Origin of the sequence: Solwaraspora sp. WMMA2065 (genome assembly GCF_030345075.1) — a bacterium.
Lineage (GTDB): Bacteria > Actinomycetota > Actinomycetes > Mycobacteriales > Micromonosporaceae > Micromonospora_E.
Genome location: NZ_CP128361.1, coordinates 1,711,988 through 1,737,434 on the forward strand (window position 1 = coordinate 1,711,988; position 25,447 = coordinate 1,737,434).

General features: G+C 70.5%; 22 protein-coding genes and 1 CRISPR repeat array. Of the genes, 11 read left to right on the plus strand and 11 right to left on the minus strand.

The features are described 5' to 3' along the window. Positions 1-63: 63 nt before the first annotated feature. The 7 genes from O7610_RS07975 (at position 64) to O7610_RS08000 (ending at position 6,175) form a co-directional block, all read left to right on the plus strand. Entirely contained in the window at positions 64-228 is a 165-nt protein-coding gene (locus O7610_RS07975; protein ID WP_289212936.1) for a hypothetical protein, read from the plus strand. A gap of 70 nt (positions 229-298) precedes the next feature. After that, positions 299-1,606 (plus strand): cytochrome P450, encoded by a 1,308-nt coding sequence (locus O7610_RS07980; RefSeq protein ID WP_289212937.1) that lies wholly within the window; start codon positions 299-301, stop codon positions 1,604-1,606. A gap of 762 nt (positions 1,607-2,368) precedes the next feature. Continuing rightward, positions 2,369-2,602, plus strand: coding sequence for a hypothetical protein (locus O7610_RS30590; RefSeq protein ID WP_353850337.1), 234 nt, complete (start codon positions 2,369-2,371; stop codon positions 2,600-2,602). After that, the gene (locus O7610_RS30595; protein ID WP_348650071.1) at positions 2,602-2,772 is read left to right on the plus strand and encodes a PaaX family transcriptional regulator C-terminal domain-containing protein; all 171 of its coding nucleotides are present in this window, start codon (positions 2,602-2,604) and stop codon (positions 2,770-2,772) included. The genes O7610_RS30590 and O7610_RS30595 overlap by 1 nt, the downstream gene beginning before the upstream one ends. A 49-nt stretch (positions 2,773-2,821) precedes the next feature. Further along, entirely contained in the window at positions 2,822-3,943 is a 1,122-nt protein-coding gene (locus tag O7610_RS07990; protein ID WP_289213585.1) for an effector-associated domain 2-containing protein, read from the plus strand. 70 nt (positions 3,944-4,013) lie between these two features. Next, complete coding sequence (locus O7610_RS07995; RefSeq protein ID WP_281555111.1) at positions 4,014-4,277, plus strand: hypothetical protein; 264 nt, start codon at positions 4,014-4,016, stop codon at positions 4,275-4,277. Beyond that, a complete protein-coding gene (locus tag O7610_RS08000) occupies positions 4,274-6,175 on the plus strand; it encodes an HEXXH motif domain-containing protein (RefSeq protein WP_281555112.1) in 1,902 nt (633 codons plus the stop codon). The genes O7610_RS07995 and O7610_RS08000 overlap by 4 nt, the downstream gene beginning before the upstream one ends. Before the next feature lie 46 nt (positions 6,176-6,221). Here O7610_RS08000 and fxsT read toward each other — a convergent pair whose 3' ends face one another. From fxsT to O7610_RS08015, 3 genes are read right to left on the minus strand one after another with little or no spacing between them, the layout of a single operon-like run. Further along, a complete protein-coding gene (gene fxsT / locus O7610_RS08005; RefSeq protein WP_289212938.1) occupies positions 6,222-10,151 on the minus strand; it encodes an FxSxx-COOH system tetratricopeptide repeat protein in 3,930 nt (1,309 codons plus the stop codon). A 55-nt stretch (positions 10,152-10,206) separates the two neighbouring features. After that, positions 10,207-11,817: a VMAP-C domain-containing protein gene (locus tag O7610_RS08010; RefSeq protein WP_289212939.1), complete on the minus strand. Its 1,611-nt coding sequence runs from the start codon at positions 11,815-11,817 to the stop codon at positions 10,207-10,209. 42 nt (positions 11,818-11,859) lie between these two features. Then, positions 11,860-12,297, minus strand: coding sequence for a hypothetical protein (locus O7610_RS08015; protein WP_281555115.1), 438 nt, complete (start codon positions 12,295-12,297; stop codon positions 11,860-11,862). Between the two features lie 124 nt (positions 12,298-12,421). On the opposite strand from O7610_RS08015, the gene O7610_RS08020 reads away from it, so the two are divergent. From O7610_RS08020 to O7610_RS08035, 4 genes are all read left to right on the plus strand, one after another. Next, positions 12,422-12,922 carry a hypothetical protein gene (locus tag O7610_RS08020; RefSeq protein ID WP_281555116.1) on the plus strand — a complete coding sequence of 167 codons (501 nt, stop codon included), beginning with the start codon at positions 12,422-12,424 and terminating at the stop codon, positions 12,920-12,922. A 50-nt stretch (positions 12,923-12,972) separates the two neighbouring features. Next, positions 12,973-14,076, plus strand: coding sequence for a hypothetical protein (locus O7610_RS08025; protein WP_289212940.1), 1,104 nt, complete (start codon positions 12,973-12,975; stop codon positions 14,074-14,076). Positions 14,077-14,110: 34 nt separating this feature from the next. After that, complete coding sequence (locus tag O7610_RS08030; RefSeq protein WP_289212941.1) at positions 14,111-14,797, plus strand: hypothetical protein; 687 nt, start codon at positions 14,111-14,113, stop codon at positions 14,795-14,797. Positions 14,798-14,900: 103 nt separating this feature from the next. After that, complete coding sequence (locus O7610_RS08035) at positions 14,901-15,296, plus strand: hypothetical protein (protein WP_281555119.1); 396 nt, start codon at positions 14,901-14,903, stop codon at positions 15,294-15,296. Between the two features lie 56 nt (positions 15,297-15,352). Here the strand turns inward: O7610_RS08035 and O7610_RS08040 are convergent, their stop codons facing one another. The 8 genes from O7610_RS08040 to cas3 all read right to left on the minus strand — a co-directional run bounded on the left by O7610_RS08040 (position 15,353) and on the right by cas3 (position 25,105). Next, a complete protein-coding gene (locus O7610_RS08040) occupies positions 15,353-15,913 on the minus strand; it encodes a hypothetical protein (RefSeq protein WP_281555120.1) in 561 nt (186 codons plus the stop codon). 162 nt (positions 15,914-16,075) lie between these two features. After that, positions 16,076-17,384: direct repeats of the CRISPR family, unit length 37 nt; unit sequence GTTGCGATCCTCACCGGGTCCGGGGACCCGGTGCAGC. Between the two features lie 124 nt (positions 17,385-17,508). Then, complete coding sequence (cas2, locus tag O7610_RS08045; protein WP_289212942.1) at positions 17,509-17,799, minus strand: CRISPR-associated endonuclease Cas2; 291 nt, start codon at positions 17,797-17,799, stop codon at positions 17,509-17,511. A 1-nt stretch (position 17,800) separates the two neighbouring features. Continuing rightward, complete coding sequence (gene cas1c, locus O7610_RS08050; RefSeq protein ID WP_289212943.1) at positions 17,801-18,838, minus strand: type I-C CRISPR-associated endonuclease Cas1c; 1,038 nt, start codon at positions 18,836-18,838, stop codon at positions 17,801-17,803. Beyond that, positions 18,831-19,475, minus strand: a complete 645-nt coding sequence (gene cas4 / locus O7610_RS08055) for a CRISPR-associated protein Cas4 (protein WP_289212944.1) — start codon at positions 19,473-19,475, stop codon at positions 18,831-18,833. The genes cas1c and cas4 overlap by 8 nt, the downstream gene beginning before the upstream one ends. Then, positions 19,472-20,335: a type I-C CRISPR-associated protein Cas7/Csd2 gene (gene cas7c, locus O7610_RS08060; protein ID WP_281555123.1), complete on the minus strand. Its 864-nt coding sequence runs from the start codon at positions 20,333-20,335 to the stop codon at positions 19,472-19,474. Before cas7c ends, cas4 begins: the two co-directional genes overlap by 4 nt. Further along, complete coding sequence (cas8c, locus tag O7610_RS08065) at positions 20,332-22,173, minus strand: type I-C CRISPR-associated protein Cas8c/Csd1 (protein WP_289212945.1); 1,842 nt, start codon at positions 22,171-22,173, stop codon at positions 20,332-20,334. The genes cas7c and cas8c overlap by 4 nt, the downstream gene beginning before the upstream one ends. After that, positions 22,173-22,874: a type I-C CRISPR-associated protein Cas5c gene (gene cas5c / locus O7610_RS08070; RefSeq protein WP_289212946.1), complete on the minus strand. Its 702-nt coding sequence runs from the start codon at positions 22,872-22,874 to the stop codon at positions 22,173-22,175. The genes cas8c and cas5c overlap by 1 nt, the downstream gene beginning before the upstream one ends. Then, on the minus strand, positions 22,871-25,105 hold the full coding sequence (gene cas3 / locus O7610_RS08075; RefSeq protein WP_281555126.1) for a CRISPR-associated helicase Cas3': 2,235 nt from the start codon (positions 25,103-25,105) through the stop codon (positions 22,871-22,873). The genes cas5c and cas3 overlap by 4 nt, the downstream gene beginning before the upstream one ends. Between the last annotated feature and the right edge of the window lie 342 nt (positions 25,106-25,447).

The window sequence follows — 25,447 nt, forward strand, 5'->3', positions numbered from 1 at the left end:
CCAGATCCGTCGGACCCTCCTCGTCAGACTCTGCCACATTCCTGTCGGACAGACAGTTACGCCGTGACGGCGTTGTGTGCGGCGTCCTCAGGTGACACGATCAAGAAGCATCTACTCAATCCGATCGAGGAGGTGGACATGCGGACGTTGCGGCACCTGGCAGCCCGACTGGTGGGCAAGAGGCGGATCAGCGTCCGGTACGACTGGTGGTACTACCACCAGGCGTAGAGCCCGTCGGACACCGGGAGCAAAGGCAGGACCTCGGCAGCGGGGTCCTGCACGCGGTTAGGAGCCGCAGATGGCACCACTGCAGCAGGGCGACCGACCACCGGGGCCGCGCGGGCACTGGCTCACCGGCAACACCCCGGCCTACGAGGCCGACCGGATCGGCTTCATCCAGCGCAATCATCGCGAGTACGGCGATGTGTTCACCTTCGACGAGCGCACCGTGTTCGTGATCGACCCGGAACTGGCCAACGATGTGCTCACCCGGCCGGGCAACGCGTTCCTGCCCGAGCTGGCCCCGTTCGACGCCCGGCCCGATCTCGACCGGGCCGCCGAGCGGGCCGAGGCCTGGATGCCGGCGCGTCGGGCCGCGTGGGCCGGTCTCGACCGACAGGCCAGCGCCGCCTTCGACGGGCGTACCGTCGAGATCCTCGACGCGGCCCTCGACGCGGCCGCCGGCCGGGAGACCGACGTGCTGGCGATGATGCGACGGTACGCCGCCGCGACGATCGCCGATTACTGCTTTGGCGTGGACGCCACAGGGTTCCCGGAGCTGCTCGCCGAGGGCGTCGCCGCCACCGCGCCGTTCGAGACCGCGAAGTACGGGTTCGCGGCCTGGCTGCCGGTGCGCCGCAACCGTCGGTTCTTCCGCGCGCACCGCGCGTTCACCGACGCCCTGCTATCGGTGGTGCGACGCCGTCGGGCCGGCACGTCCAGCAAGGCCGGCACGTCCACACCGGACCTGCTGGACGTGCTGCTGGCCGCCCGGCCGGCCATGCCGGACCGGGCGGTCGTGTCGACGCTGCGCCCGGTCCTGCTCGGCGGACACGGCGTGCCGGCCGCCGCGCTGACCTCGCTGGTCTGGGAACTCGCCGGCCGACCGGAGCTTGTCGCCGCGCTGCGGGCGGAGGCGGGCGGGCCGGCCGGGTCCGGCGACCCGCCGCCGGCGGCCCGGCTACCGCTGGCCGAGGCCGTGGTCAACGAGGCGCTGCGGCTGTATCCGCCGGCGTGGCTGATGACGCGGACCGCCCGTACGACCACCGGGTTGGGTCCGTGGACGCTGCGGCCCGGCGACGAGGTGCTGATCGGCGCCTACCTCATCCACCGGGATCCACGGTGGTGGCAGCGGCCCGACGAGTTCGACCCCGGCCGGTGGGCGGCCGGTCGGCCGGCACCGGGGGCGGCGTTCCTGCCCTTCGGCGCCGGGCCCCGGGTCTGCATCGGTACGGCGTTGACCATGCGCCAGCTCACCCTCACCGTCTCCCGGCTGGCCCAGCGCGGTTCGGTGGAGTCGTCGAACGCCGCCGCCATCCGGCTGCGGTTCGCCGGCCGGCTCGCACCGGCCGGCCTGCTGGCGCGTTTTGTCGACGGAAAGTCGTGATCACATTCCGTTGCGTACATAGATCCGGTGTGCAAAGGTCGTAAGAATCACTCACCTCGATTGAGCGAGGAGGTAGCCATGCGGACACTGCGCCACCTGGCCGCCCGACTGGCCGGCAGGAAGCGGGTCAGCGGCCGGTACATGTACTGGCCCTACCACTACGAGTAAACCGACCCGGCGGACGACGTCGACGACTGCAGGACAGGGTCCCGGGGCCCCGCCGATCGGCCGGGCCCCGGGACCCTCCTGTCTGACCGCCCGGACCGGTGGTTCAGCCGCTGGCCAGCTGATTGTGCAGGCGGCACCGTTGATGGCGCTGGAGCCGGTGTTGGTGATCCGGAAGTCGACCGCCTGCTGCGGCAACGAGTACGGCACCAGGGTGTCGGTTCCGCCCGGGCTGCTACCGAAGTTGGTCACCTGGACCATCGACGTCCGGGTGGTAACCGGCAACCCAGGTCACCTGCGCAAATCGGAATCACGCCGTCTACAGTCGGTACCGCTGCCCCCGAGCCACGCCGGAGCGCTCTTGACGAGCCTGTTCAGCATCGAGGAGATCTATCCGGAGGAGGCGGGCCGGCCGGTGCGGCTGCCCCGACGGCAGACCGGCAACTCGCCGCAGTGCCTCGCGGTGACCCTGCTGGCCGACTACACCCTGCGGACCCGCGCCTGGCTGCCGTCGGCCGCCATCGTCGCGCTACTCGTCGAATCCGGCATCACCCCCGCCGGGCCCGGACCGCCATCAGCCGGCTCGCCCGCAATGAGGTGCTCGAGGGCAGTCGACGCGGTCGGCACAGCTCGTACCGGCTCGCCCACGCCGCCGCCAGCCTGGCGATCGGCGGACACTGGATCCTCACCGCCACCGCGACGGCCCGGCCGTGGGACGGCCAGTGGGCCCTGGTCGCGTTCACCTTGCCGCAGGAGCACAGCGCGCAACGGCGGGCGCTGCGCGGCCAGCTCCGGTGGCTGGGGTTCGCGCCGCTGCACGACCCGAAGTGATGGACACCTTCCGGCGGTTCCCCACCCTCGATCCACAGCTGCCGGTCGAGCTGCTGCCGGCCAACTGGCTACGGGATCCCGCCCGGGAGGTCTTCGCCGCCGTCTACGACAAGTCTCGCCGACGTCGCCCAACGACATGTCCGGGCAGTCGTCACCCGCTCCGCCGGTGACGCGGCCCCAGACGACGCAAGCCGGGTCGGCGACCCGTACCGTCGGACGGTGACCACGACCGGGCCGCAGCGCCCCGACGTCCGCGTGGTCGCCGTCGGCGTCGGCGCCTACCAGGCCGGCGACGGCTGGACCCTGACCGGGCCGGTCGACGACGCCGTCCGGATCGCACGGTTCTTCGTCGCCCACGGCGTACCCACCGGAAACGTGGACCTGCTCACCGACCCGGCACCCCCGGCCGACGACCTGCCGGCTGGGGTACGGCGGCGACCCGCCGACCGCGCCACCGTCCGCCAACTGCTGCTGCGCGAGCTGCCTGCCAGCTCCGCGCGGGAACTGTACGTCTACTGGGGCGGCCACGGCTTCGTCGACCCGCGTCGGCGACGCCGGCTGTACTACGCCGACGCCACCGACGCCGACGCCGTCAACCTCGACCTGGACTCGCTGCTGGCGACGTACGCCTCGGACCTCGTCGCGGTGCTGAACCGGCAGCTGTGGCTGGTCGATGTCTGCCAGACGCACGGCCCGGCCCGGCCGCGCCGGATCGACGGGCACGAGACCTTCCCGAGCGGCGACCCGGTCGCCGGACGCAGCCAGGACGTGCTGTTCGCCGCCGCCGTCGGTCAGCCCGCCGCCAACCTGGACCGGCAGCGGACCGGACTGTTCAGCCGGGAGCTGCTGCGGTTGATGGACGCCGACGGCCTCACGGCGCTGGCCGACCCGCAACGGCTCGCGGAGCGGCTGCGGGCCCGGTTCACCACGCTACGGGCCGACGGTCTGACCGGGCAGACCCCCACCTACCTGTGGTACCGCGACGCGTCCGGCGACGAAGGTCTGCTGCTGGCGGCGGACCCGGGCGGGTCGCGCAAGCCCGTCGAGAGGCCGGTGCGGCCGTCGACGGCGGCGATCGGCGCGGTGGTGGACGCGCTGTTGGATATCGCGGAGTTCCGCCGGCCGAACGACCGCGAGGAAATTCTGTCTCTGCTGCCCCCGTCGGTGTACGCCTCGATCCGGCGCAACCCGGCGACCCGGATCGACGCCGTCAGCACCGTCCGAGGCTGCCTGCACCACGCCACCGGACTGTCCGAACTCGTCGCCGCCGTACGCTTCTTCACCAGCGACGACGCTGCCGTCGACCACCTCGCCGAGACGGTCCGGCGGCTCGCCGGGTAGCTACCGCCGGTCGACGTCGGCGCTGTGACGCATGCGCCCCGGCGCTTCCGTTGCCGTGCGGGGATAAGCGATGATGAGGACATCGACCGTCACCTTTCGTGAAGGGCTACCGCTGATGGACAGCACCCCGGCCGGTATCGAGTCCGAGATGCTCGATCTGTCGACGGTGGACGTGGCGACGCTGCGCGGCGTCGACGACTCCGACATGACCGCCGCGATGGTCCGGGTACGGCAGCGGATCGCCGACGCCGAGGGCAGCATCAGCGGCTACAGCGGATCGTTCGCCAGTCGGGCCACCGGAGCCGACCCCCTGGCGGAAGACCGGATCGGTTGACGGGCCGGGCGGCGGTACCCACCCACGCAATCGCCGTCGACGACTTCCGGCAGCTGGCCACCACCGGCGGCGACGAACGGACCGCAGCAGCCCTGCGCGGCTCCGAACGTAGCTGGCGGCTGACCGCGCTGCGCGCACTGGTGGACGCCGTCGCGCGCCGTACCGACGCCGCCGGCCCGCTGTCCGGTGTCGACACTGCGTGGCAACTGCTGGTCCGTGCCGACCGCGCCGACCCGGACGCCACCGAGGAGGTCGTCGCCCAACCGCAGGTCGGCATCTGGGTGGCGCACACCCTGCGCCGGCTCACCTCGGCAAGGTCCGGCGATCCGCCGCTCTGGGTCGACGTCGGCTACCTGCACTCGCTGGCCGCCGCCGCTGCGGTCCGCGCCGGGCTCAGCTTCGACCTGGTGGTCCCGGCCCGCCACGGCCACCTCGCGCTGCCCACCGTCGCCGCCGTGGAACTCCCCCCGCGGATCGAGCGGGTACAGGTGGTCGCAGCCGCCGGCACGGTCACGGTCACCGCGGGCGGCGGCGACCCGGTCGGCCCCGGCGACCCCCACTGGCATCCGCCGGTCCGGCTGGTCGCCACCGCTGGCGGGATCGACCTGCGGGTGGAACTACTCGATCGGGACGTCTACCGGGACCTGCGCGGACCCGCAGCGCCGGCACCGCTGAGCACCGACCAGGTACGCCGCTGGCAGGCCCAGCTCCAGCAGGCCTGGGAGCTGCTGGTACGGCAGCAGCCGCAGCGCGCCCGGACGGTCGCGGCGATCCTGCGGACCGTCGCGCCGTTGCCGGCCCGGGAACGGTTCCGCCAACTGTCCGCCTCCGGCGCGGAAGCCTTCGGCACCATCCTGCTGTCCGAACCGGACGACGCCACCCAGCTGGCGATGACGCTGGTACACGAGATCCAGCACCACAAACTGGGCGCGCTGGCCCATCTGCTGACCCTGGTGAACGACGATCCCGACCGGCGGTTCTACGCACCATGGCGCGACGACCCGCGCCCCGTCGCCGGGCTGCTGCAGGGGGTGTACGCGTTCGCCGGGATCACCGACTTCTGGCGAGTGCACCGGCGGCACGCCCCGGCCGGGCAGGTCGCGTTGGCCAACTTCGAGTTCGCGCTCTGGCGTCGCCAGACCCGGCACGCGGTGCGGTCACTGCTCGACTCGGGCCGGCTGACCGGGCACGGCACCCGGTTCGTCGAAATCCTGCACGACACGGTCGCCACGTTCGGGACCGAGCAGGTACCGGCCGGCCCGCAACGGTTGGCCGACCGGATGGCCGTCGACCACCGGGCGCTGTGGCGGGCGCACAACCTGCGGCTCGACGCCGCCGCCCGGACCGAGCTGGCCGCCGCCTGGGCCGGCCGACGGCCGTTGCCGGCCTGCCTGGCGGACGCCCGGGACGGCCGGCCGGCCACGCTGACCCGCCCCGACCGGGCCTGGTTCGACGCCCGCGCGGTGCTGACCCGCCACCGGCTGACCGACCCGGCCGGCTTCGACCGACTGACCGCCGCCCCCGACACCGTAACCGGCCTGGTCACCGGCGCGACCGCCGCCGACGTCGCACTGGTCGGCGGCGACGCCGACCGGGCCCGCGCCGGCTACCTGCGGCAGCTGGCAGCCGATCTGGCGGCCGGGACAACGGCGGCGCACAGCTGGATCGGGCTGGGACTGACCTGGCCGGACGGGTCGACGCATCCGGCGGTGCGGGCCCTGCTGCACCGGCCGGAACTGGTGATGGAGACGCTGCGGCAGGCCGCCCGCCGGGGCGCCCCGGTCGACGTACCCGATCCGGTCGAGCTGGCGGCCTGGGTCGGTGCCGGACTGCCCGCCGACGCGCACCGGCCGGCGGATCCGGCCGGCTGGCTGCTTCTGAACCGGACCCGCCACTGAATCCGGGCCCGGCCGTACAGTTCCGGAGCGAATTCGCCGGGGCAGGTCACAGCGGCAGCGGATCGATGTCGCAGTTGGCCCGCACCCCGGCCGCCGCTGCCGCCGTCGCCGGATGCAGCTCACCGAACGTCGACCGGAACCGGTCGACGATGTCGTCGAACAGCAGACTCGCCTGGGAATCCTGGCCCAGCCCGCGCAGATCCATCGCGAGGTTGACCCCGCAGGCCAAGGTGATCGGATGGCCCGGACCGAGCTGCTCCGTACAGCTGTCGAACGTCTCGGCGTCGAGCGCCCGCGCCGTCTCGTACTCACCAAGTTCGTACAAGGCGCTGGCCAGGTTGACCCGGGCGGCGAACACCAGGGCGTGGCTGCCCCCGAGCCGCTGAGTGAGCCGGCGCAAGCCCTCATCGGCCATCTCGCGGGCCTGCTCGTGCTCACCGAGCAGGCGCAACGTCACCGCCAGGTCGACCTGCGCCCCCGCGGTGTGCGGGTGGTCCTCGCCGTAGAGCGCCCGCAGACCCTGCACTGCGGCCTCACCGGCCTGCCGCGCAGCCCGCAGGTCGCCGGTGACCCGCAGGTCGATCGAGACGGTCAGGTTGGCCAGCACACTGTCCGGGTGGTCGTCGCCGTAGCGGATGCGGAACCGCCGCAGCGCGTCGGTGGACAGGTCCAGCGCCTCATGGTGCTGGCCGGCCTTACGCCGGAAGCCGGCCAGCTGGTGACTCTGCCGGACCAGGTCCGGATGGTCGTCGTACTTGAGCACCCGGCGGGCGTCGGCGACCAGGTTCTCCTGGCTGGCGTGTGCCGTCACGTAGTCCCCCAGCTCACGCCGGTCCAGGTTGATACCGCCGAGGGTGTTCAGGCTGACCGGGTGGTCGGTGCCGTAGATGTGCACCAACTGTTCGTAGGTCTGCTCGTCGAGCTGCAGCGCCCGACCGAACAGCCCGGACAGCCGCATGCTGACCGCGAGGTTGTGCGCGGCCCGCAGCGTGAACGGCTCCTCGTCACCGAAGTTGCGCTTGGACTGCTCGTAGACGGTGATCGACCGCTCCAACGCCCCGTCGAAGTCACCGGCGACGCGATGGTCGGCGGCGACCGCACCGAGCGCGTCGAGCGTCTCCTCCTCAATGTCGCCGACCGTCTGCCGGTACAGCTGCAACGTCCGGGCGTTCAACTTCGCGGCGGCGGCGTAGTCGCCGACGACGAAGTACATGAACCCGAGCCAGGTCGCCATCCGCAGACTGTCCGGGTCGGTGTCGTCACCCCGGTCGATCCACGACCGGTACGCCCGCTGGGCGAGGTCGCGGGCACCGATGTGGTCGCCCCAACGCCACAGGTACTTCGCCTCGTTGAGCACCATGTCCCGGACCAGCTCGTTACGGCAGGTCTCCGCGCCGGACGCGACGATGTGCGGGTACAGCTCGGCGTAGCGGGGCCAGTGGTCGGCGTCGTCCGGCTCGTCCGGGTCGTTGCCGGCGAGCAGCAGGTGGGCGCTGTGCCGCAGGTCCTTGCGGTCCTGCTCGCTCATCTGGTGGATCAGCACCCGCTGGACCAGCCGGTGCATCTGCAACGAGTTGGTCCGGTGGTCGATGCGGGCCAACGACAACCGGCCGATGGTCCGGATCGCCTGCTTGAGCCGGATCGGGCTGCGCACCAGCGGATCCAGGTCGGGGTGGATCTGCAACCGGGGCTTGGACAGCAGCGACCGACCGATCGGCTCGGACGCGAAGAACGCGCAGACCTGCAGCAGACGCAGCGCCGACGGGTCCCGCTCCCGCAGCCCGTTGAGGGAGATGTGCCAGGCGGCAGCGACCAGCGGCGGGTAGTCCTGCTCCACCTCGGTCACGTCGTCGACGTCGGGTTGGCTGTCGTGCAGCAGCTGCAGGTACTCGTCGGCGGTCATCGTCGTCTCCGCGCGCCAGGCCGCTGCCTGCTCGATGGCCAGCGGCAGGTCACCCAGCGCGGCGGCGAGCCGCTCCGCGTCGCTGACCAGAAGGTCCGGGCCACGGCGGCGGAGCAGCTCGATGCTCTCCTGCCGGTCGAACACGTCGACCGGCAGGCCGCTGGCGATCTGGCCCCACCGGGGGTCGCGCGAGGTGACCACGATGCTGCCCGGCCCACCCCGGGGAAAGAACCGTTCCACGTCGTCGGGGTCCTCGGCGTTGTCGAACACCAGCAGCCAGTTGGCGTACGGGCGTCCGATGCGCAGCGCGTCGAGCACCGCCGGCACGGCGGTGTTCGCTGTCGCCGGCACCTGCAGGTCGAGCCGGCTGGCGAGCTCGGCGAGTGCGGACTGGATCTGCGCCGGACGCTCGGCGGAGATCCACCAGATCAGGTCGAAGTCCTGCTGGTGCTGGTAGACGTACTCGACGACCAGTTGGGACTTGCCGACGCCGCCGGCACCGTGCACCGCCTCGGGCAGCACCGCGGTGGTGCCGGCGCGCAGCCGCTGGTGCAGCGTGTCGAGCAGCGCCCGCCGGCCGGTGAAGTTGGCGTTGCGCGGCGGCAGGTTGCCGACGACGGCCGGCTGCTGGTCGCGTCGCTGGGTGCGCAGGACAGCGGTGGTCGGCGGGACGACACTGCCGGTCGGAGACACCGCACTCCCTTCTGGGTCGGGTCCGGGGTGGGGCGTCTGCTGCCGGGCGCCGAACGGGAAGGGCGCTCCCGGCGACGCCATTATGTCAGACATCGTCGGCTCCATACCTGTATGACTCGCTTGCGGATTTGTCGCCGGATTGCGGGATCTGCGGGCCCGGACCGGCGAACCCAACGCCCAACCGAGCCGTTCGGCGGCGACCAGGTTCGGGCCGCCCAAGGCCACGTGCACCGCCAGCTCGACCCGCAGAAACGGCTCGGACGCCGGGGTCACCCGGGGGTACGTGGCCTGGCGGGGGCTGCGGACCCGACGGGTCAGGTTCCGCACCGCCTCGATGTCCCGGCCAAGCTCACTCTCCACCGTGTACTGCACCTCGATGATACGGTCCCGGTAGCTCGACGCCAGCAACTGGTCACGAACCCCGTGGCGGAACTCGTACCGCAGCCGGGTGTCATCGCCGGACGTGCCACCGCCGTGTCGGACCGGCCGCATCAGGTCACTGGTCAGCACCTCGGTGAGATGCGCCGGGTCGAGCCGCCCGGCGGTCCGCTGCACCGCCCGGATGATCCGCGAGGTCAGCGGAGCGGCGGCGAGCCGGGTCGCCAACGCGAACGCCCGGGGCGACGCCTTGGCCCGGAACCGGGCGACCAGCTCGCTCGCCCGCAGCGTCGACCGCGACCAACGCGGTACCCGCCCCGATCCCGCAACCCGATCCGACAAACTCACCAGCAGCGCCGGCATCCGCACTGTGCCGGCCGTCGCCCCGGCCAGCAGCCGAGCCCACCGCGACAGCCAGTCGCCGCCGCGCTCGATCACCGGCACCGCGGTCCGCTCCGGCCCGCCGGGCTCCGCCGCCGACCACGGGTCCGGCACGCTGATCCGCCATGGACGCTCGGCGGTCGGTAGCCGGGCGCTGGCCGGGGTCCACAGCACTTCGGCGGTGTCCATTCCCCGGTCGTACCAGTGCTGCTGCGGCAGCACGTTGACCACGGCCAACGCCGCCAACGCCGCCCAGCCGACCAGCACCGGGAAGATCAGCCCGGTGGTCCAGGCCGGCGACCGGCCGTGCGTCACCAGGAAGACCACCGGCGGCCCGCCGTCACCCGACGGCACGGTCAGCGGGGCGTGCGGGGCGTCACGCCAGCGCACCGCGCCGTCGGCGACCACCACGGACCGGACCGACACCGAGGCGAAGCACTCCTGCTCGCGCAGCATCGCCAGGAAGTCGGCGAACTCGTCGGACCAGAACTCCATCACCGGATCGTCGTCGATGACGACGAGGACCTCACGACGACCGGCGATCTCCAACTGCCGGGCCGGCTCGGGCAGGGTCGGACGGACCGCAAAGGCCGACCCACGCGACGACAACGAATCCATCATGGAGCACCACCGGGGCGGATGGTGCCGCCGACCGTCCCCCGGTGACCGTCTCCGCTCATTCGCGGGCCTCTCCCAAGTCGTCGCCGGCTGAGCCAGGCTGTCCGGGCTGCCGCAGCGGATCGTCCCACAAGATCACAAAGCCGTGCCCGACGTGCCGGCCCGAAGCAGACGGATCCTCACCCCAGGCCGACTTCCTCAACTTTGCGACATGCATGGGCAGCTGCGCCATCCCCCCGGCGAACCCATTCGCCGACTCGACCATCGATCGCAGCACCCGGCACAGCTCAACGGCCAACACCGGATCGCGGTGCCAGACGATGGCTGGGACACCGGACCGTACGCCGACAAGCAGTTGCCGCTCGGCCGCGCTGTCCGGCAACGGAGAATCGCTCAACACCAGAACGACCGCCGCCTCGTCACCCGTCAGCAACGCCTCCAGTTGGGCGTCGACCTGATCAGGCGCGGCGCAGAATATCCGAGAAGACCCGCCGTCCGCAGCAACGCCACGCCAGCGCACCCGCCACCGCCGATGCCACTCGGGGGAACGCAGCCGCTCCAACGAGCGGATCACCAGTGGATACTCCACCACCAACGGGCTCGGCACCGGCGACCGAAGTTCCTTGCGCCAGGTGTCGACCGGCTCGTTGAGCAACTGCCACGGCAGGACGATCTCGATCGTCACCGGCCCCGCCTGGTGCGCCCAGCGCCGCTCCGTCTCCGACAGCACCTCGTCGACCGCAGCCTCCAGGTCGCCGTAGCGCACTCGGCGATGCTCACCCCGCACCGGTGCCCAGGTCGGCGACGCCCACTGATACCAGTGGGACATGATGAACGTGTCGTCGTCACCGCCGTACTTCTCGAACTGGATGACCAGGTAAGCCGTCGCGGGGCCGACGGCACCGTCCGCCACGGCTGCGGTGGCTGCGGCGGTGGCGGCGGTGGCGGCGGGGGCGACCGCCGCGACGGGCGACCGGCCGAAGCGGGTCCCACCCACCCCGACGAGGGCGTCCTCCGGCACGTCCCACTCATCGGCCAGGGTTCGAATCAGCTGGCGCAGCCGCTGCCGCGCCTCGGCCGGCACACTGTCGTCGAGCCGACCGAGCAGCCGCAACCAGTGCGGCACCCCGCCAAACCCCGTCCCGTCGCCCGCCAAACCAGCACTCGACGGCGCCACCGCCAGATGGGCGAACAGATGCCACAGCGAGGTGCAGTGCTCCGGCGGCGGCTCCTGCCGGCACTCGACCACGAACCGACGCCACCGCGCCGTCACCCGCAACTGGGACAGGTCACCCCGCAGCCAACCCAGATCGTGATCGGCGAACTGCTCGAACACCTGCCACTCGTCGGACAGCTGGAGCAAGGTCAGGGTCCGCGCGCCGGCCGGCTCCAGTAGGTCGAGACACTCGGCGAGCAGCCGCAGCCCGCCGGTACGGTCGATGCAGGCCGTCACCAGGTCCACCAACTGCGGCCGTAACACCGCCAGGTCACGCAGCCGCAGCGGCCCGCCGAACGCCTCCTCGACCAGCCGCAGCAGCACCTGGCGGCTGCTCGGATCCCGGACCACGTCCGACTCCTCGAGCAGACCGGCTACCTCGGCGATGATCCGGCGACGCTCCGCCCCCTGCGGGGACGGCACACGCCGCTCGACGTCACTCGGGTCCAACATCGGGCCGGCCGTTCCGCCTGCACCGGGCCGACCCGCCCCGGATCAATCGAGCCGTCCCGGCCCGAACGGGTCCAATGTCTCCAGCGCACGGACCACGTCGTCGGCGTCGCCGGCCAGCTCCGCCCGCCGCCGCTGACCGTCCTGCTCAAACACGGCGATCACCCGCAGCGGGCCGGAGCGGCTGCGCAGCAGCGACTGGATCGCGTACCAGCCGGCCGACGACGCGATGCCGACCGCGATCTGCAGCAACGTGTCGGCAACCGGGCCCCGGGTGGACACGATCTCGAACTCCGCCGCCGGATGCCAGGTACGCGCGGTGACCCCCTGCGCGGTCAACTGGTCGACCAACTGGGTCGTGTGCGCCGGGTAGACCGGTGTGCCGTGGTCGAACCCCTGCGGCAGAAGGACCACGTCGGTGCCGGCCACCGGCCCCGGACCGGCATCCGCGGGCACGGTGACGACGGATTCCTCGGAGAGCATATGTCGATGGTATGTGGACCACGCGAACCAGCCGACCCCGGACCGATCCAGTGGAGCGGCACTGCTACAACAGATCGCATAAACATGACCGTCACTGTTTGCAACGATCGAGCGGAGGGCCGCGATGCCCGACCCGACCGAGCCAGACTGGCGGCCGGACTACACCGGCGACAACAGCCTCGGTGATGTCGGTGCCGGTCGACGCCTCGGAGCGCACCTGTACTACCTGTACCGGGCCGGCCGGAACGAGCTTCCGGAGATTGCCTCTGTCTACGCCAGGCTGACGAGGCGGATGCACAGCATCGTCGACGGGTTGGAGACGCAGTTCGATCGACCGGGGCTCGGAATGCATCCGGCGCACCTGCGGTTGATGGAGTTGCGGGACGAGGCGCACGACGTGTTCCGTCAGACCTGCCTGCGCATGCAGGAGGTCGGTGCGGCGCTCGTGGACATCGCCGACTCGTACGCCGCCACCGACGAGCTGGCCGCAGACGAATTCTCCCGGCTGCTGCACGACAACGCCGAGGAGTACGGCACCTCGCCGCCGCACATCCCTGAACTACCCGGGGTGCACGATCCCCCGCCGAGCAGACCGACCCATGACGGACGAATCGGTGGTATTTGAGATGACCGAGCCCTGCTCCGACCCCTACTCGCGATCGTGACGGAGGTTTGATGAGCGAGCCTTCGATCACCTACGACCCGCAGGAGTTCTACCGCACGCTCTCGGAAATCCAGGGCTACTTCGCCGAACTCCGCTACATCGACACCGCGATGGCCTTCCTGGAGGAAGAGAAAGCCAGCTGGTGGCATCAGACACCGGTCGGCCCCGGCACGCACTACATCGAAGTCCGTTTCGGGCCCACGTTCCCCTTCACGAAGATTTACCACGTACCGGCGGACTACGTACGCATGCCATGGCACGACAGCCGCAAGGATGAGGTCGAGGAACATCTTCGGACGTTGGCCCGTGAGGCTGCGACGTGGGCGGCCACCGAGGTCGATGCCATCACCACCCGGGTCAAGCCGTATACCTGGCCTGCTGGCGCCTGGTACGAGAGCCAGTGCATCGAGCCGATCCTGAGCGCGCACGACGCGCTGGCAGACGAGGTCAGCGCCGACTTCGGCAAGCTGAGCCACAGCCTCGGAAACTGGGAGGGTGAGGCGGCCGACAACTTCGCCACCAACTTCTACAACCCGTTCGAGCACATTCTGCGTAGTCAGAAGCAGCTACTCACCGCGCTCGCCGCTGGCGTCACCGCCGCCAAGGCCATCGCCGAGTCCACTCAGCACAGCCTCATGAACGTGGTGCACTACACCGGTGAGGCGCTACGTGAACAGCTGGAACTTGCCCAGAGCATGGCGGAGCTGGCGCGGCAGGAGTCGCTACGCAACATTCTGATCATCGCCGGCGGTGCAGCGACCGTATTCGGCGGGATCCTCGGTGGCGCGACGGCGACCGTCGGTGGCCTGTGGGTGGCGAGTTCGGGCGTTGTCGCGGGTGGCGTGAGCATCGCCGCGACCACCATCCCAGATGGCGGCTGGGCGGCGCTGAATCTGCAGGGCAGCACCGCCGCTGACCTGCTCGACTCGGTCTCGGACGCGATCGGGCAGATCGTCGAGAATGACAGCGATCAGCACGCGGCCCTGCAGGAAGTGACCCAGGAAGCGCTCGACCGCGTCGACTCGCTCCGAATCGGCGACGGGGATGGCAGGCTCATCCCGGTCGAGCCCAACATCGTGTCCGGCGTCGACGGCAACGATTTCTACCTACCCTGACGGCATTTCGACACGACGGCCCTGGAGGACTGCCATGCGTCTACATACCGGTCGGCTCCGGCGCGGCATCGTCGCAGTGGCGCTCGTGGTCGTCGCTGCCGGATGCGGTGCTGGCGGCCCGACACCACCGCCTGAATCGAACCCACGGTACGGGCAGATCCCTGAGGACCTGTGCTCCCGGCTGCAATTCGAGGCGGTGTTCGGTCGGTTTGCTCTGGACCTCGCCCGTTCCCATGAGGACGGCTCGGACTATCGCACGGAACGCACCTACTGGCGGGAGCGATGCGACTTCGGCGCCATCGCACCCGACGAGCACTTCGCCACCGCACTCGGCGAGTTCCAGCCGTCCGGCGCGATACAGGTCCGCGTCTACCACGGCGTGGCGGGCGCGGTGCAGGCCTACGATCAGGAAGTCGCGAACTACATTGATCTACCAGAGGAGACCGGGCCGGACCCCGCCACCGCCGATCTGACCGGTTGGTGGGGCGACAGCGGTAAATCGCTCCAGACGGCACTGGTGCTGGATCCCGATGACTTCACCCTCGGCGACTTCGCCGCCTCGCAGCTCGACGTCACCCACCTCATCCGCCACGAAAACCTGGTGCTAATGGTGTACGCGGGCGCGGTAGCCCCCACCGGGGAAACCGCAGAGGCGGTCACGCTCCTACACGACCTGGCGGACGCGCTGATCGACGAGACAGCCAGCCATCTCGACCGCTGAGCAGAGACACCTGCTGGCCGAGGACGACACGCCCTGCCATGATCACGGCAAGCAGAGGCGGCACGAGCACGATGGCCAGCAACGCCAACCACGGTACGTACCAATGAAGCTCGGCGCTGAAACCAATGTAAGCCGCCGCCGGGCCGATCCCGGAAAGCAGGCCGAGCACGGTGCCGACCCAGACAATAAGCCACGCCTGAGCTGTCGTGATGCGTCGGCGGACGCGGAGAGCCGCGCCGACCGCAGCCATGGTCGCCAAGTCCGGCCGCAGCTCCACCGACGCCAGTCCGACCGCCACCTGCTCGCCACGACGGTGACCGGCGACTCCGCAGGTTCGGCGGCGGTGAGCTGCGCCGCGAGCAGGATCGAGTTCGCCGCAGCCAGCTCCTGCTCATCCGGCATCTGCGTCGTGTCCACCACAACGAGCCGGACCCTGGTGTCCAGGCCGATCCGCTGCGGGGTCTCCGGCGCGATCACCAGGCCGAGAAGCCTCGTGTAGTACTCCGATCGGCTGGCAACAACGGCTGGCAACAACGTGAGCCCTTGGCCATCCGACTACAGCGCGACACGGCCATCGGGCGTCACCAGTGTGTCGTTGAACGCGACCGCGTCACCTCGGTCGAGCGCCTCCTGCTCGGTTCGGGTGGCGGGCCGGCCGGTCACCAACCGGATGACCTCCGCCCCGCCGACGGCCACGTCCCGCTGCCCGGCGGCGACGGACACCGTCGCGGTCGGGCCGGCCTGCAGGTCCGTAGCGGTGACTACCCTGACCGTGGCCCGGCTCGGCAGGGCACCGGCGACCCGTCGCAGACCGTCCGGCCCCAGCTTCTCCGCCGCGTCCATTGGGACCAGCACCTGGCCGGGACGGGCGTCGAGTCGGCTCGGGGTCACTTCGCCGCGAGCCGCGCCCGCCAGGGCAAGTGCGACGCTGCCGGCGACCGCGGCGGTCACCGGGGCAACAGCCGCAGCCGTACGGAGCCGATGCCGGGCAGCATGGCGCAACGCCAGCCGTGACGGCGTGGGAAGCAGACCAGCGACTCGACCGCTCATCCGCACCAGCGCCGGCGTGCTGGCGACGACGCCGAGCAACAGCGCAACGCCGCCAGCGGCAAGCATCTGCGGCCGCCCTTGTGGGTTGCCGGCAACGCCACCACCCCCACGACAAGGAGCGCCAACCCAGCCACCGCGCCGAGGCCATCGACCTTCGACGTGCCCCGCTGGCCGCCGAGGGCACCACGGACCGAGCCTTGCCGGACGGCGCGGGCCGGCAGCAGCGTGGCCAGCATCCTCACCGGGTCCGGGGACCCGGTGCAGCCGTGAGCAGCGAACCAATCCGGGCGGCGGACCCACGTTGCGATCCTCACCGGGTCCTGGAACCCGGTGCAGCTCGGTCAGCAGCCGCCTCCGGCCGATGTGCAGGTGCGCGTTGCGATCCTCACCGGGTCCGGGGACCCGGTGCAGCCACCCCACCGGGTGAACGGCCCGCACCACGCCGAAGCGCGTCGGTCGTTGCGATCCTCACCGGGTCCGGGGACCCGGTGCAGCACTCGCGGATTCCTCGGCTTCGTCGTCGACAACCAAGAGTTGCGATCCTCACCGGGTCCGGGGACCCGGTGCAGCGGGCAGACCCTGTACGGCATGCCGTTCCGATCGCTGTTGCGATCCTCACCGGGTCCGGGGACCCGGTGCAGCGCCACCACAGCGACGACCCGGGCCTCTTGATCGCCCCGTTGCGATCCTCACCGGGTCCGGGGACCCGGTGCAGCGGTCGGGCGGGCAGGTCCGCTGGTAGTCGCCCCACCGGTTGCGATCCTCACCGGGTCCGGGGACCCGGTGCAGCGGTCGGGCGGGCAGGTCCGCTGGTAGTCGCCCCACCGGTTGCGATCCTCACCGGGTCCGGGGACCCGGTGCAGCCCTGCGTACCACCCGGGGCGGTAGCCGCCGCCAGGAAGGTTGCGATCCTCACCGGGTCCGGGGACCCGGTGCAGCCGCTGACCATCACCTACAGCCTCGACACCTACGAGGGCGTTGCGATCCTCACCGGGTCCGGGGACCCGGTGCAGCCACCGGTCGGTGCCGTCGTGGTGTCGACCGGCACGGCCAGGTTGCGATCCTCACCGGGTCCGGGGACCCGGTGCAGCCTCGATGCCCTCGTCCTCCAACATCCGACCGGGCAGCTCGTTGCGATCCTCACCGGGTCCGGGGACCCGGTGCAGCGCGCACCGCGATGCGGCAGATGGTCGGCGTGTTCGCGGTTGCGATCCTCACCGGGTCCGGGGACCCGGTGCAGCAGGGCGGCTTGCACCACCGCACCGTGTTCGGGCTGGAGTTGCGATCCTCACCGGGTCCGGGGACCCGGTGCAGCCCGCCGCCCGAACCATCCGCACCATCCCGAATCCCAAGGTTGCGATCCTCACCGGGTCCGGGGACCCGGTGCAGCGAGGTTCCACTCGACCAGTGCATCGGCGAATCCCTCGTTGCGATCCTCACAGGGTCCGGGGACCCGGTGCAGCGACACCGACCGCGCCACGGTCGACCGCCTCAACCCTGGTTGCGATCCTCACCGGGTCCGGGGACCCGGTGCAGCGGCTCGCGAGCTGCGAAAATAGGAGTAAATCGCTTGACTTCCGATTAGCAGGCGAGCCGATACGGGCATTTTGCCCGATGTACTGGTTCGGAACCTCCTGGGATTTCGTGCTCACCGGAGGTTCCTAGATCACGAACGGGCCGCGTGGATCGAGCCCACGGGGACGTCCGAGATGTTCGACGTCGTCGAGCGCCATCGCGGGAAGGCGGTAGATCCGTACGCTGTCGCGGGTCGGGTCGATGACCGCCTCGATGGCCGCGACCAGCTTGACCTTGTCCGCGTCCCGGCACACTACTTCGAACACCGACTTTTGGACGCGGTGCCCGTACCCCTCGCAGATCTTCGCCACCTTGCGCAGCCGGCGGGCACCAGCCGGGGTGGTGGTCTCGACGTCGTACGTCACGAGCAGGTCCATTTCAGGCGACCGTCCACGGCTGGTACGCGGCCAGGTCGCCGCGAAGGTGCCGGGCGAGCAGCCGCGCCTGTACGAGCGGCAGCAGTGCGCCTTCGACGTCACGCCGCAGGTACGCGTGCGGCCAGGCCCGCTGCCGGCTCTTCTCCCAGGCGGTGAACACCTTCTTGCGCCCATCGTCGGTCAGTTGGTACGCGCCGTTCGGCAGGTGATCGAAGTCCTTGTCGCTCAGTTCGCGCCGGTTGAGCAGGGTGAAGACCAGCCGGTCCACGAGCAGGGGACGGAACTCTTCCATCAGGTCGAGCGCGAGTGCCGGCTTGCCGGACCGTACGCCGTGCAGAAGCCCGATGTACGGGTCGAGCCCGACCTGCTCGAGCGCTCCGTGCACGGCGCCGCGCAGCATCCCGTAGAGGAAGGAGAGTAGGCAGTTGACCGGGTCGGTGGGCGGACGTTTGTTGCGGCCGGCGACCTTCCATTCTTTGCTTCTGGTGACCAGGTGCGGCATGGCGGCGAAGTAGTCCCGGGCGGTGATCCCTTCGACGCCGAACACTTCGTCGATGGTGGTGGCGTCGCGCAGCAGGTTCAGCCGTTCGGCGATCAGGTCGGCACTGGCGCGCAGCGCGGTCTGACGGAACCCGGAGCTGTCCCGGGCGGTACGCAGCAGCACCTGCCGGCTGTTGTGAATCTTCCCGGCGATCATGGCCTTTGAGATCGACACCCGCTGTTGAGTGTCGTCGGCGGCGCGGTGCTGGGCTTGCCGCAGCAGCGGGTTGCCGGTGGCCGGCCCGACCGTACGCATCAGGAACCGCCCATTGCCGGTGAGGTAGGTGACGGACCGGCCGTCAGCGGCGCAGCGCAGCTGCAGTTCCTGGCTGATGTTGACTCCGCCGAAGGCGACGAGGTGGTCGAGGCGGACGAGTGGCACCCGTCTGGGCGGGGTCTTCGGCTCGTCGTCGGGGTGGAAGGCCCGCAGGGTGTCGCCGTCGAAGTGCAGGCTCGTGCCCGGCCTCTGGATGTACAAAGTGTTCAGCAGTTCAGTCACGCCAGGTTCCGAGTGGTCGCGGGGTGAACAGGTCGAGTAGTGGCCGGCTGTGCCCGTCGGTGGCTTCGGGCAGGCAGGCGTCGCGCAGGGAGCACCGCCGGCAGCGTTTGTCGTTGCGGGCGAGCGGGAGTTTCGACGTGCCGAGGATTTGCCGTACCGCCCCGGCGGCTTCGATGACCTGCTCGATCAGTGTGTCGTCGATGGTGACCGGGTGGCGGCGGCGTTCGGCGACGGAGTAGATGTAGCCGAGCGGCACTTCGAACCCGGCGTCGATGAGGCACAGCGCCTGCCCGCCGAGTTGCAGCTCGGCTGGTCCCCCGGCCTGGTACCGGCCGACTTTGTATTCGACCGGTGTGGCGACCTGTCCGGTGAACTCGACGACGTCGCAGACTCCGCGCAGCCCGTACGTCTGGCTGCCGACCGGCAGTGACCGTACGACGGTTGCGCCGGCCCGGCGGGTGACGCCGGGCAGGTCGACGGCGGTGTGGCTGAGGTCTCCGCGTACCGTTTCCGCGCTCTCGTCCCACACCTGTTCGACGTGGATGAGCGCGGTCTGCCGGTGACAGTAGGCATAGTGCTCAAGGGCGGACAGCGGGACCTCGCGGATCCCGCTGTCGCTCTCGACCGGGTCGGTCACAGCCAGAGGTCCACCTCGGTGGTGACCTGGACGCCATCGGGCAGCGGGGTGTCGGCGATGGTCCGCTGGTAGTCGAGATGTTGGCGGGCCGGCTTGTCGGGGTTGGTCCGGCTGACCTGGATCCGCTTGGTGAGGCTGGCCGCGGGGGCGACGCCCAGCGCGTCGGGGTGGCTGAAGATCCACAGCCCGCAGAGCTTCATCTCGCCTCGGGTGGCGGACCGGTCGTGGTCGAACATCATGGCGATGGCCCGCCAGAGCGCGGTGAGGTCGTCGGGGGTGACGCCGGTCTTCGCGGCGCGCGGCGCGGAGTAGAAGGCGTGTGCGCGGTAGAGACCGTACGGGACGGTCCACTTCGAGCCCATCTCGGTGCGTTCGCCTTTGTCGATGTCTTCCTGGCGGGTCTGGGTGACCCGGGTGATGGCGTGGTCGGCCGGCAGGATCGGGTCGATGCTGCGGGCGAAGCCGACCTGTAGTGGACCGCGTACCTGCCCGGCGCCGCCTTTGGCGCCGGTGCTGAGCACCGCGCCGAACATGCGGATGTCGAAGTAGTGCTCGCAGAGCCACTGCTGCGCCTGGTCCGCCCGCCCTGGTGCGGCGGCGAGCCCTTCCTCGATGCGCGTGTTCAGGGCGTGGCCGGCTTCGACGAAGATGCCGTACCGGGGGTCGTCGCCGCGCATCAGGGCCACCGTGTCCCGGATCTTGCGCTTGATGGCGACGTCGGTGACGAGACCCTGGCCGGTTTCGTCGTCGGTGCGGGGCTGGTTGCCGCCGTCGGGGTCGCCGTTGGGGTTGCCGTCGGTTACATCGAAGAACATCACGACGTCGTGACGGCGGGCGGGGTCGAGGTGGGCGGCACTCATGCGGCATCTCCTTCAGGTGCGTCAGCTGCCGGCGTCCCGTCCGCACCGGGCGGCAGGTCGGCGGGTGGCAGGTCGGTGTTCTTCTTGCTGGCGGCGGCTTCGATCCGTTCGGCTCGCATCGCGGCGCGCTGGTGGTGGTAGCCGAGGACGAACGCGGCTTTCTGCGTCAGCATGGCGGAGCTGGGGATCGAGGTGTCGGCGTCGATCTGCGCGAAGATGTCGTCGAGTCGGTTGGCGTACGCGCCGGCCCAGGCCGGTTTGCCGAGCGGGCCGCGCAGCCGTCGCAGCCAGGCGGTTGCGGAGCGACGGCCGTTGACCAGCACCGCCTGCGGGTTGGTGATCGCCCGGCCCATGTAGCGTTCGGCGAAGGTGGTGTTGAGCTGCTGGTTCGCGGCGCGGTAGACGGCCTGTTGCAGGTCGTCGAGCACGGCGAAGGCGCGACCGGACAGGTATGCGGGGTCGCGGTTGGCGTCGTTCAACGTCGGGGTCAGCCTTTCTGCGTGGTACGGAGGAAGCCCGGGGCGGCGCAGGACGGCGAGTCGGATCAGGGCGACCCGGGCGGCGTCGACGCGGCCGTCGGTGCGGATGCGGTCGATGACGTGAGCGAGGATCTTGGGTGGCAGTGGCGCACCGAAGACCGCTGACCGCCACAGCGCGTGGTAGAGGCCGCCGGGGCGGTCCTCGCCTCGGGCGCCGAGTTTGGTCCAGCTGCCGGGGCCGCTGCCCCGGCCGGGCTGCCACCGGCCGGCGACCCGGGTGAGCTGGACGAGCTTGACGAGGGTCGGCTTGCCGTCCCAGCCGGCGATCTTGTGGTCGTCGATCCAGCGACGGAGGTTGGCTTTCACCGCCGGCAGCGGCATTTCGACCCAGTCGCGGACGACGACGCGGGCGACGTTGCCGGAGACGGTGACCGAGCAGAATTTCGACAGGTCGTCGACGGTGGCTTCGGTGCCGCGTGTCGGGCTGACGATCATGTCCAGCGCGGACTTCTCGTCCTCCTGGTCGAGCGGCCCCATCGGGTCGAACGACGCCCCGCCGATCACCCACCAGGTCAGCCGGGCGTTCTGGCCGGGCAGGCTCGCATGGTGGTCGGTGTCGCTGAGCAGCACGGTCAGCGACGACATGAACGTCAGTCCACAGGTGACGCAGATCGGGGTGTTGCCGAGAAACTTGGTCAGCTCGTAGCCGTGCACCGCTTCGTTGACGCTGACCAGCGACGCTCCCTGCGTGGCGCCGGGCAGCAGCCGCTGCGGGATCTGCTGCGGGATGGTCTTGAGCAGGTCACGCACCTCGCCGCAGACGAGGCACCGGCCGGCCCGGCCGAGCCCTTTGCGGCCGGCGGCGACGGTCGCCCAGTAGCGACGCGCGCTGTCGTGCTCGAAGGCGAACTCTCCGCCGACCCGGATGCCGACCATGTCGGCCCGGCCCCACTTGTCCGGCTGCTGCACCTTGTGGTGCTGGCGGCGGCGGTAGAAGGCGGCGACCGCCGGGCCGGGTCCGTCGGGTTCGGCTTCGGCCCAGTCGCGGATGAGTTCGACGAACGCGTCGTGCTGTTTGCCGATCCGGTCGGCTTTGCCGCCGTCGGCGACCCAGCCGAGCGCGTATTCGACGTTGTCGACGGCGAGGGTGGGGGCGATCCCGACGGTACGGGTGACGGCCGGCACGCTCCGTTCGATGCCGATCCGGGCACCGGCGGCGTCGCTGGCGGTGTCGGTCTGCCCCCGGTAGCCGCCGTCCCGGTCGATGTCGACGATCAGCCGTACGGGTTTGCGGCCGTAGAAGGGCGGAAGCACGTCGTCGCTGGTGGCGGCGAATTCGACGAGGCGTTGCAGCAGCATCAGGCGGCTCCGCCAGCGGACGGCAGCGCCATTTCCATACCGCGTGGCGGGACGTGCAGGACGCCTTCGACGACGCGGGCGGCGAACCATTCCATCCGGGGTTGGTTTTTGCCGTCGCGGTGGATGGTGTGCAGCATGATGCCGACTTCTTCGTTGACGCTGGTGTCGCGCGGGGTGTCGTCGGGCCAGCTGAAGTCGGCGCTGAATTCACGCGTACCGAGGTAGGGCTGTTGGAAGCAGGCTCCTCGGCGGACCCGGCGGCGCAGCTGGTCGCGGTAGGCGGCGGCGGGTTTGTCGGCGTGGGCGGCGGGCACCAGGTGCGCGTGGATGCGGTAGGCGACGTCGCGCAGGCAGACGGCGTTGCGCTGGTCGCGGTGGGCGACGGTGTCGACTCGGCGTTTGCCGCGGATGGCGTCGGCGAGCGGGGCGACGTCGGTGGTTTCGTTGCGGCGGATGGTGAACTGCTTGATCGGTTTCAGCACTTCGATGGCGACGATCTCGTAGCGGATCTCCGGCTTCCAGTAGATCGCTTCGAGGACACCGACGGCCGCCGTGGGGGTCATCACCGGGTACGTGACCCGTTCGACTTTCAGCTCGGGGCGGGAGAACAGGGCGGCGTCGCCGCTGACCTGGACGGCGATCGGCAGGTCGCCGTCCTTGCTGCGGCGGAAGGCCAGCCCGTTGACGACTTCCGTGGTCACAGGATGAAGTCCTCCAGTTTCGGGTCGAAGATCATGCCGGTGTGCGGGTCGTAGTCGCCGCGCCATTCGACGAGCGCGCCGACTCGGACGTCCGAGCCGAGGATCGGCTGCATCAGGGCCCGCACACCGGCGTCGCGCTGAGGCACGCCCGGGTGGACGGTGGTGGTGTAGGGCTGCAACCGGCGCAGGTCACGCATGTCGGGTACGGGTGCGGTGCGTACCCGGTGAACGAGTTCTTCGACGTGGGCGCGTTCGTCGGGCGTACCGGCGCCTTGTGGGGTGACCACCGAGATGCTGTCGGCGCTGATGATGCGGAAGGCGCGCTTGCGGTCACGGTGTCCGCTGTCGTCGAGCGGCCCGTCGGCGACGGTCTCATACGCCCAGGCGGCCCGGGACCGCTGGATCTGCTGGCCGATGTGCTGCGGGTCGTTGAGGTTGAGCGTGCTGTAGATGGAGCGGTAGTAGGCGGCGAGTGCGTCAGGGTCGTCGGGGTCGGCGCGGCCGGGTCCGAAGTGGGTGGTCGCGGCGCCGACGAGCCGTTTGTACGTCTCCGGAGCGCCGCCGTCGGCGGGCGCGAAGATGACGACGCGGCCGTGGTCGAGGCGGCCTTCCCGGTTGGCCCGGCCGGCGGCCTGCAGCAGCGAGTCGGCGGGGGCCATCGCCCGGTAGACGGTCGGGAAGTCGACGTCGACGCCGGCTTCGATGAGCTGGGTGGAGACCAGCAGGACCGGCTCGTCGTTCGTCAGCCGGTCACGGACGTCTTCGAGTACGCGCTGCCGGTGCGCCGGGCACATCCGGGTGGACAGGTGCCGGGCGTGGTCGAGGTCGCCGCTGTCGCGCCAGGTGTCGAAGACGGCCTGGGCGTTGGCGGTGGTGTTGACGACGACCATCGCTGCGGGCGGCCGGCCGGCGGGGGTGGTGACGTCGTCGGCGGCCTGGTCGGCGATGTCGGCGAGGGTCGGGGCGGGGTCGAGCCGCCATTCGTAGCGGACCCGTTTGAGCTGGTTGGCGACGGCGGGTACGTCGGTCAGCACGTCGGTGTAGTCGACGCCGTTCATGGTCGGCAGCGACCAGAACTCGGGCTGGGTGGCCGAGGAGAGCAGCACGGTGGTGCCGAAGTGCCGCACCAGCAGCCGCAGCCCGTCGAGGATCGGGACGAGCATGTCGTGCGGCAGGGCCTGCACCTCGTCGAGGACGATGACCGATCCGGCGAGCCGGTGCACCCGGCGCATCGCGGACGGCCGGCGGCCGAACAGCGACTCGAAGAGGCGGACGAAGGTGGTCACGACGAACGGTGCGTCCCAGTTCTCGGCGGCGAGTCGGCCCCACCGGCCGGCGGCGGCGTCCTCGAAGTTGACCTGGCTGTGGTGTTCCAGGACGACCGGCTCGGCGCCGGGCTCGTCGAGCATGCCACGGTAGACGGCGGCGTTCTGCCCAGTGATGGTCAGAAACGGAACAGCGACGATGACGCGTCGTTGCTGGTTCTTCTCGGCGTGCCGCAGCGCGAACCCAGCGGCGCAGAGCGTCTTGCCGGCCCCGGTCGGCGCGGGCAGCCGGTAGATCCCCGGCGGCTGGTCGGCGAAGCTGACGCACTGGGCGTAGACCTGCTCGCGCAGGTCGTCCACGGGCGACGGCTTGCCGGCGGCGAGCATGGTGGCTCGACGATGCTCAAGCATGGCGGCGCGGCGCTGCTCGAACAGCTTGTACAGGTGGCCGAAGTCGGCATCGGTGCGGACCCGGGGCGCGGCCAGTCCGTCGAAGTGCGCGCCGGTGTCGAGACCGTCGGCGTCGACCAGGGCGCTGTAGCACAGCCGCAGCGCCATCTCCCCCACAAGATGGTCCTGCAGCCACGCGTCGGGGATGGTCTGCCGCAGGTCGGGTGGCAGGTCGGGCAGCAGCCGGGGCAGCTCGGCCTCGGCAGAGGTGACGTCCTGCGCCCGGCTGAATCCCTGCTTGAGGGCCTTCCCCAACGAGTTGGTGTCGATCAACCCGCCGTGGTGGCCGAAGATCGCCCCTGAATAGCCGCCGAGCCCGCGCTCATACGCGATCCGGGTCCCCAACGACTTGTGATCGATGCCGACCCGCTGACCGGAGTTGGCGACATTCTTCAATTTATCCTGCCAGGCGCAGGACGCTTTCCCGACATCATGGAGCGCACCCAGCCAGTACGCCAACTCGCCACCACCGAACGGCGACGCGAAACGCCTGGCCAGCTCGGCGGTCCCCCGCAAATGATCTTCAAGTCGATGCCAGCGACCGCTGTTCCTACCCGGACTGTGCGCCCACAGCGACCGCTCCCCAGACATGAACAGATCTCTCACATTCCGCCCGAACAAAAAGGACCGGTCTATGAAGCCACCGCAGCAATCCACTGTCAAGACCCGGTTTCCGGTTTCAGCGAACAACTGCCGGGGTGGTGGGTGAGTGTCAGCCACTCACCCACCATGCCCGGCCGTTCAGTGGACTCGCTGCAGCCCATCGCGCTGTTCCAGTCTGACGCCACAAGTAGGCCGCGCTCACGAGTCGAGGTTTCGGCGGTGCGGGATGGATCTTCAGCATCCCGCACCGCCGGC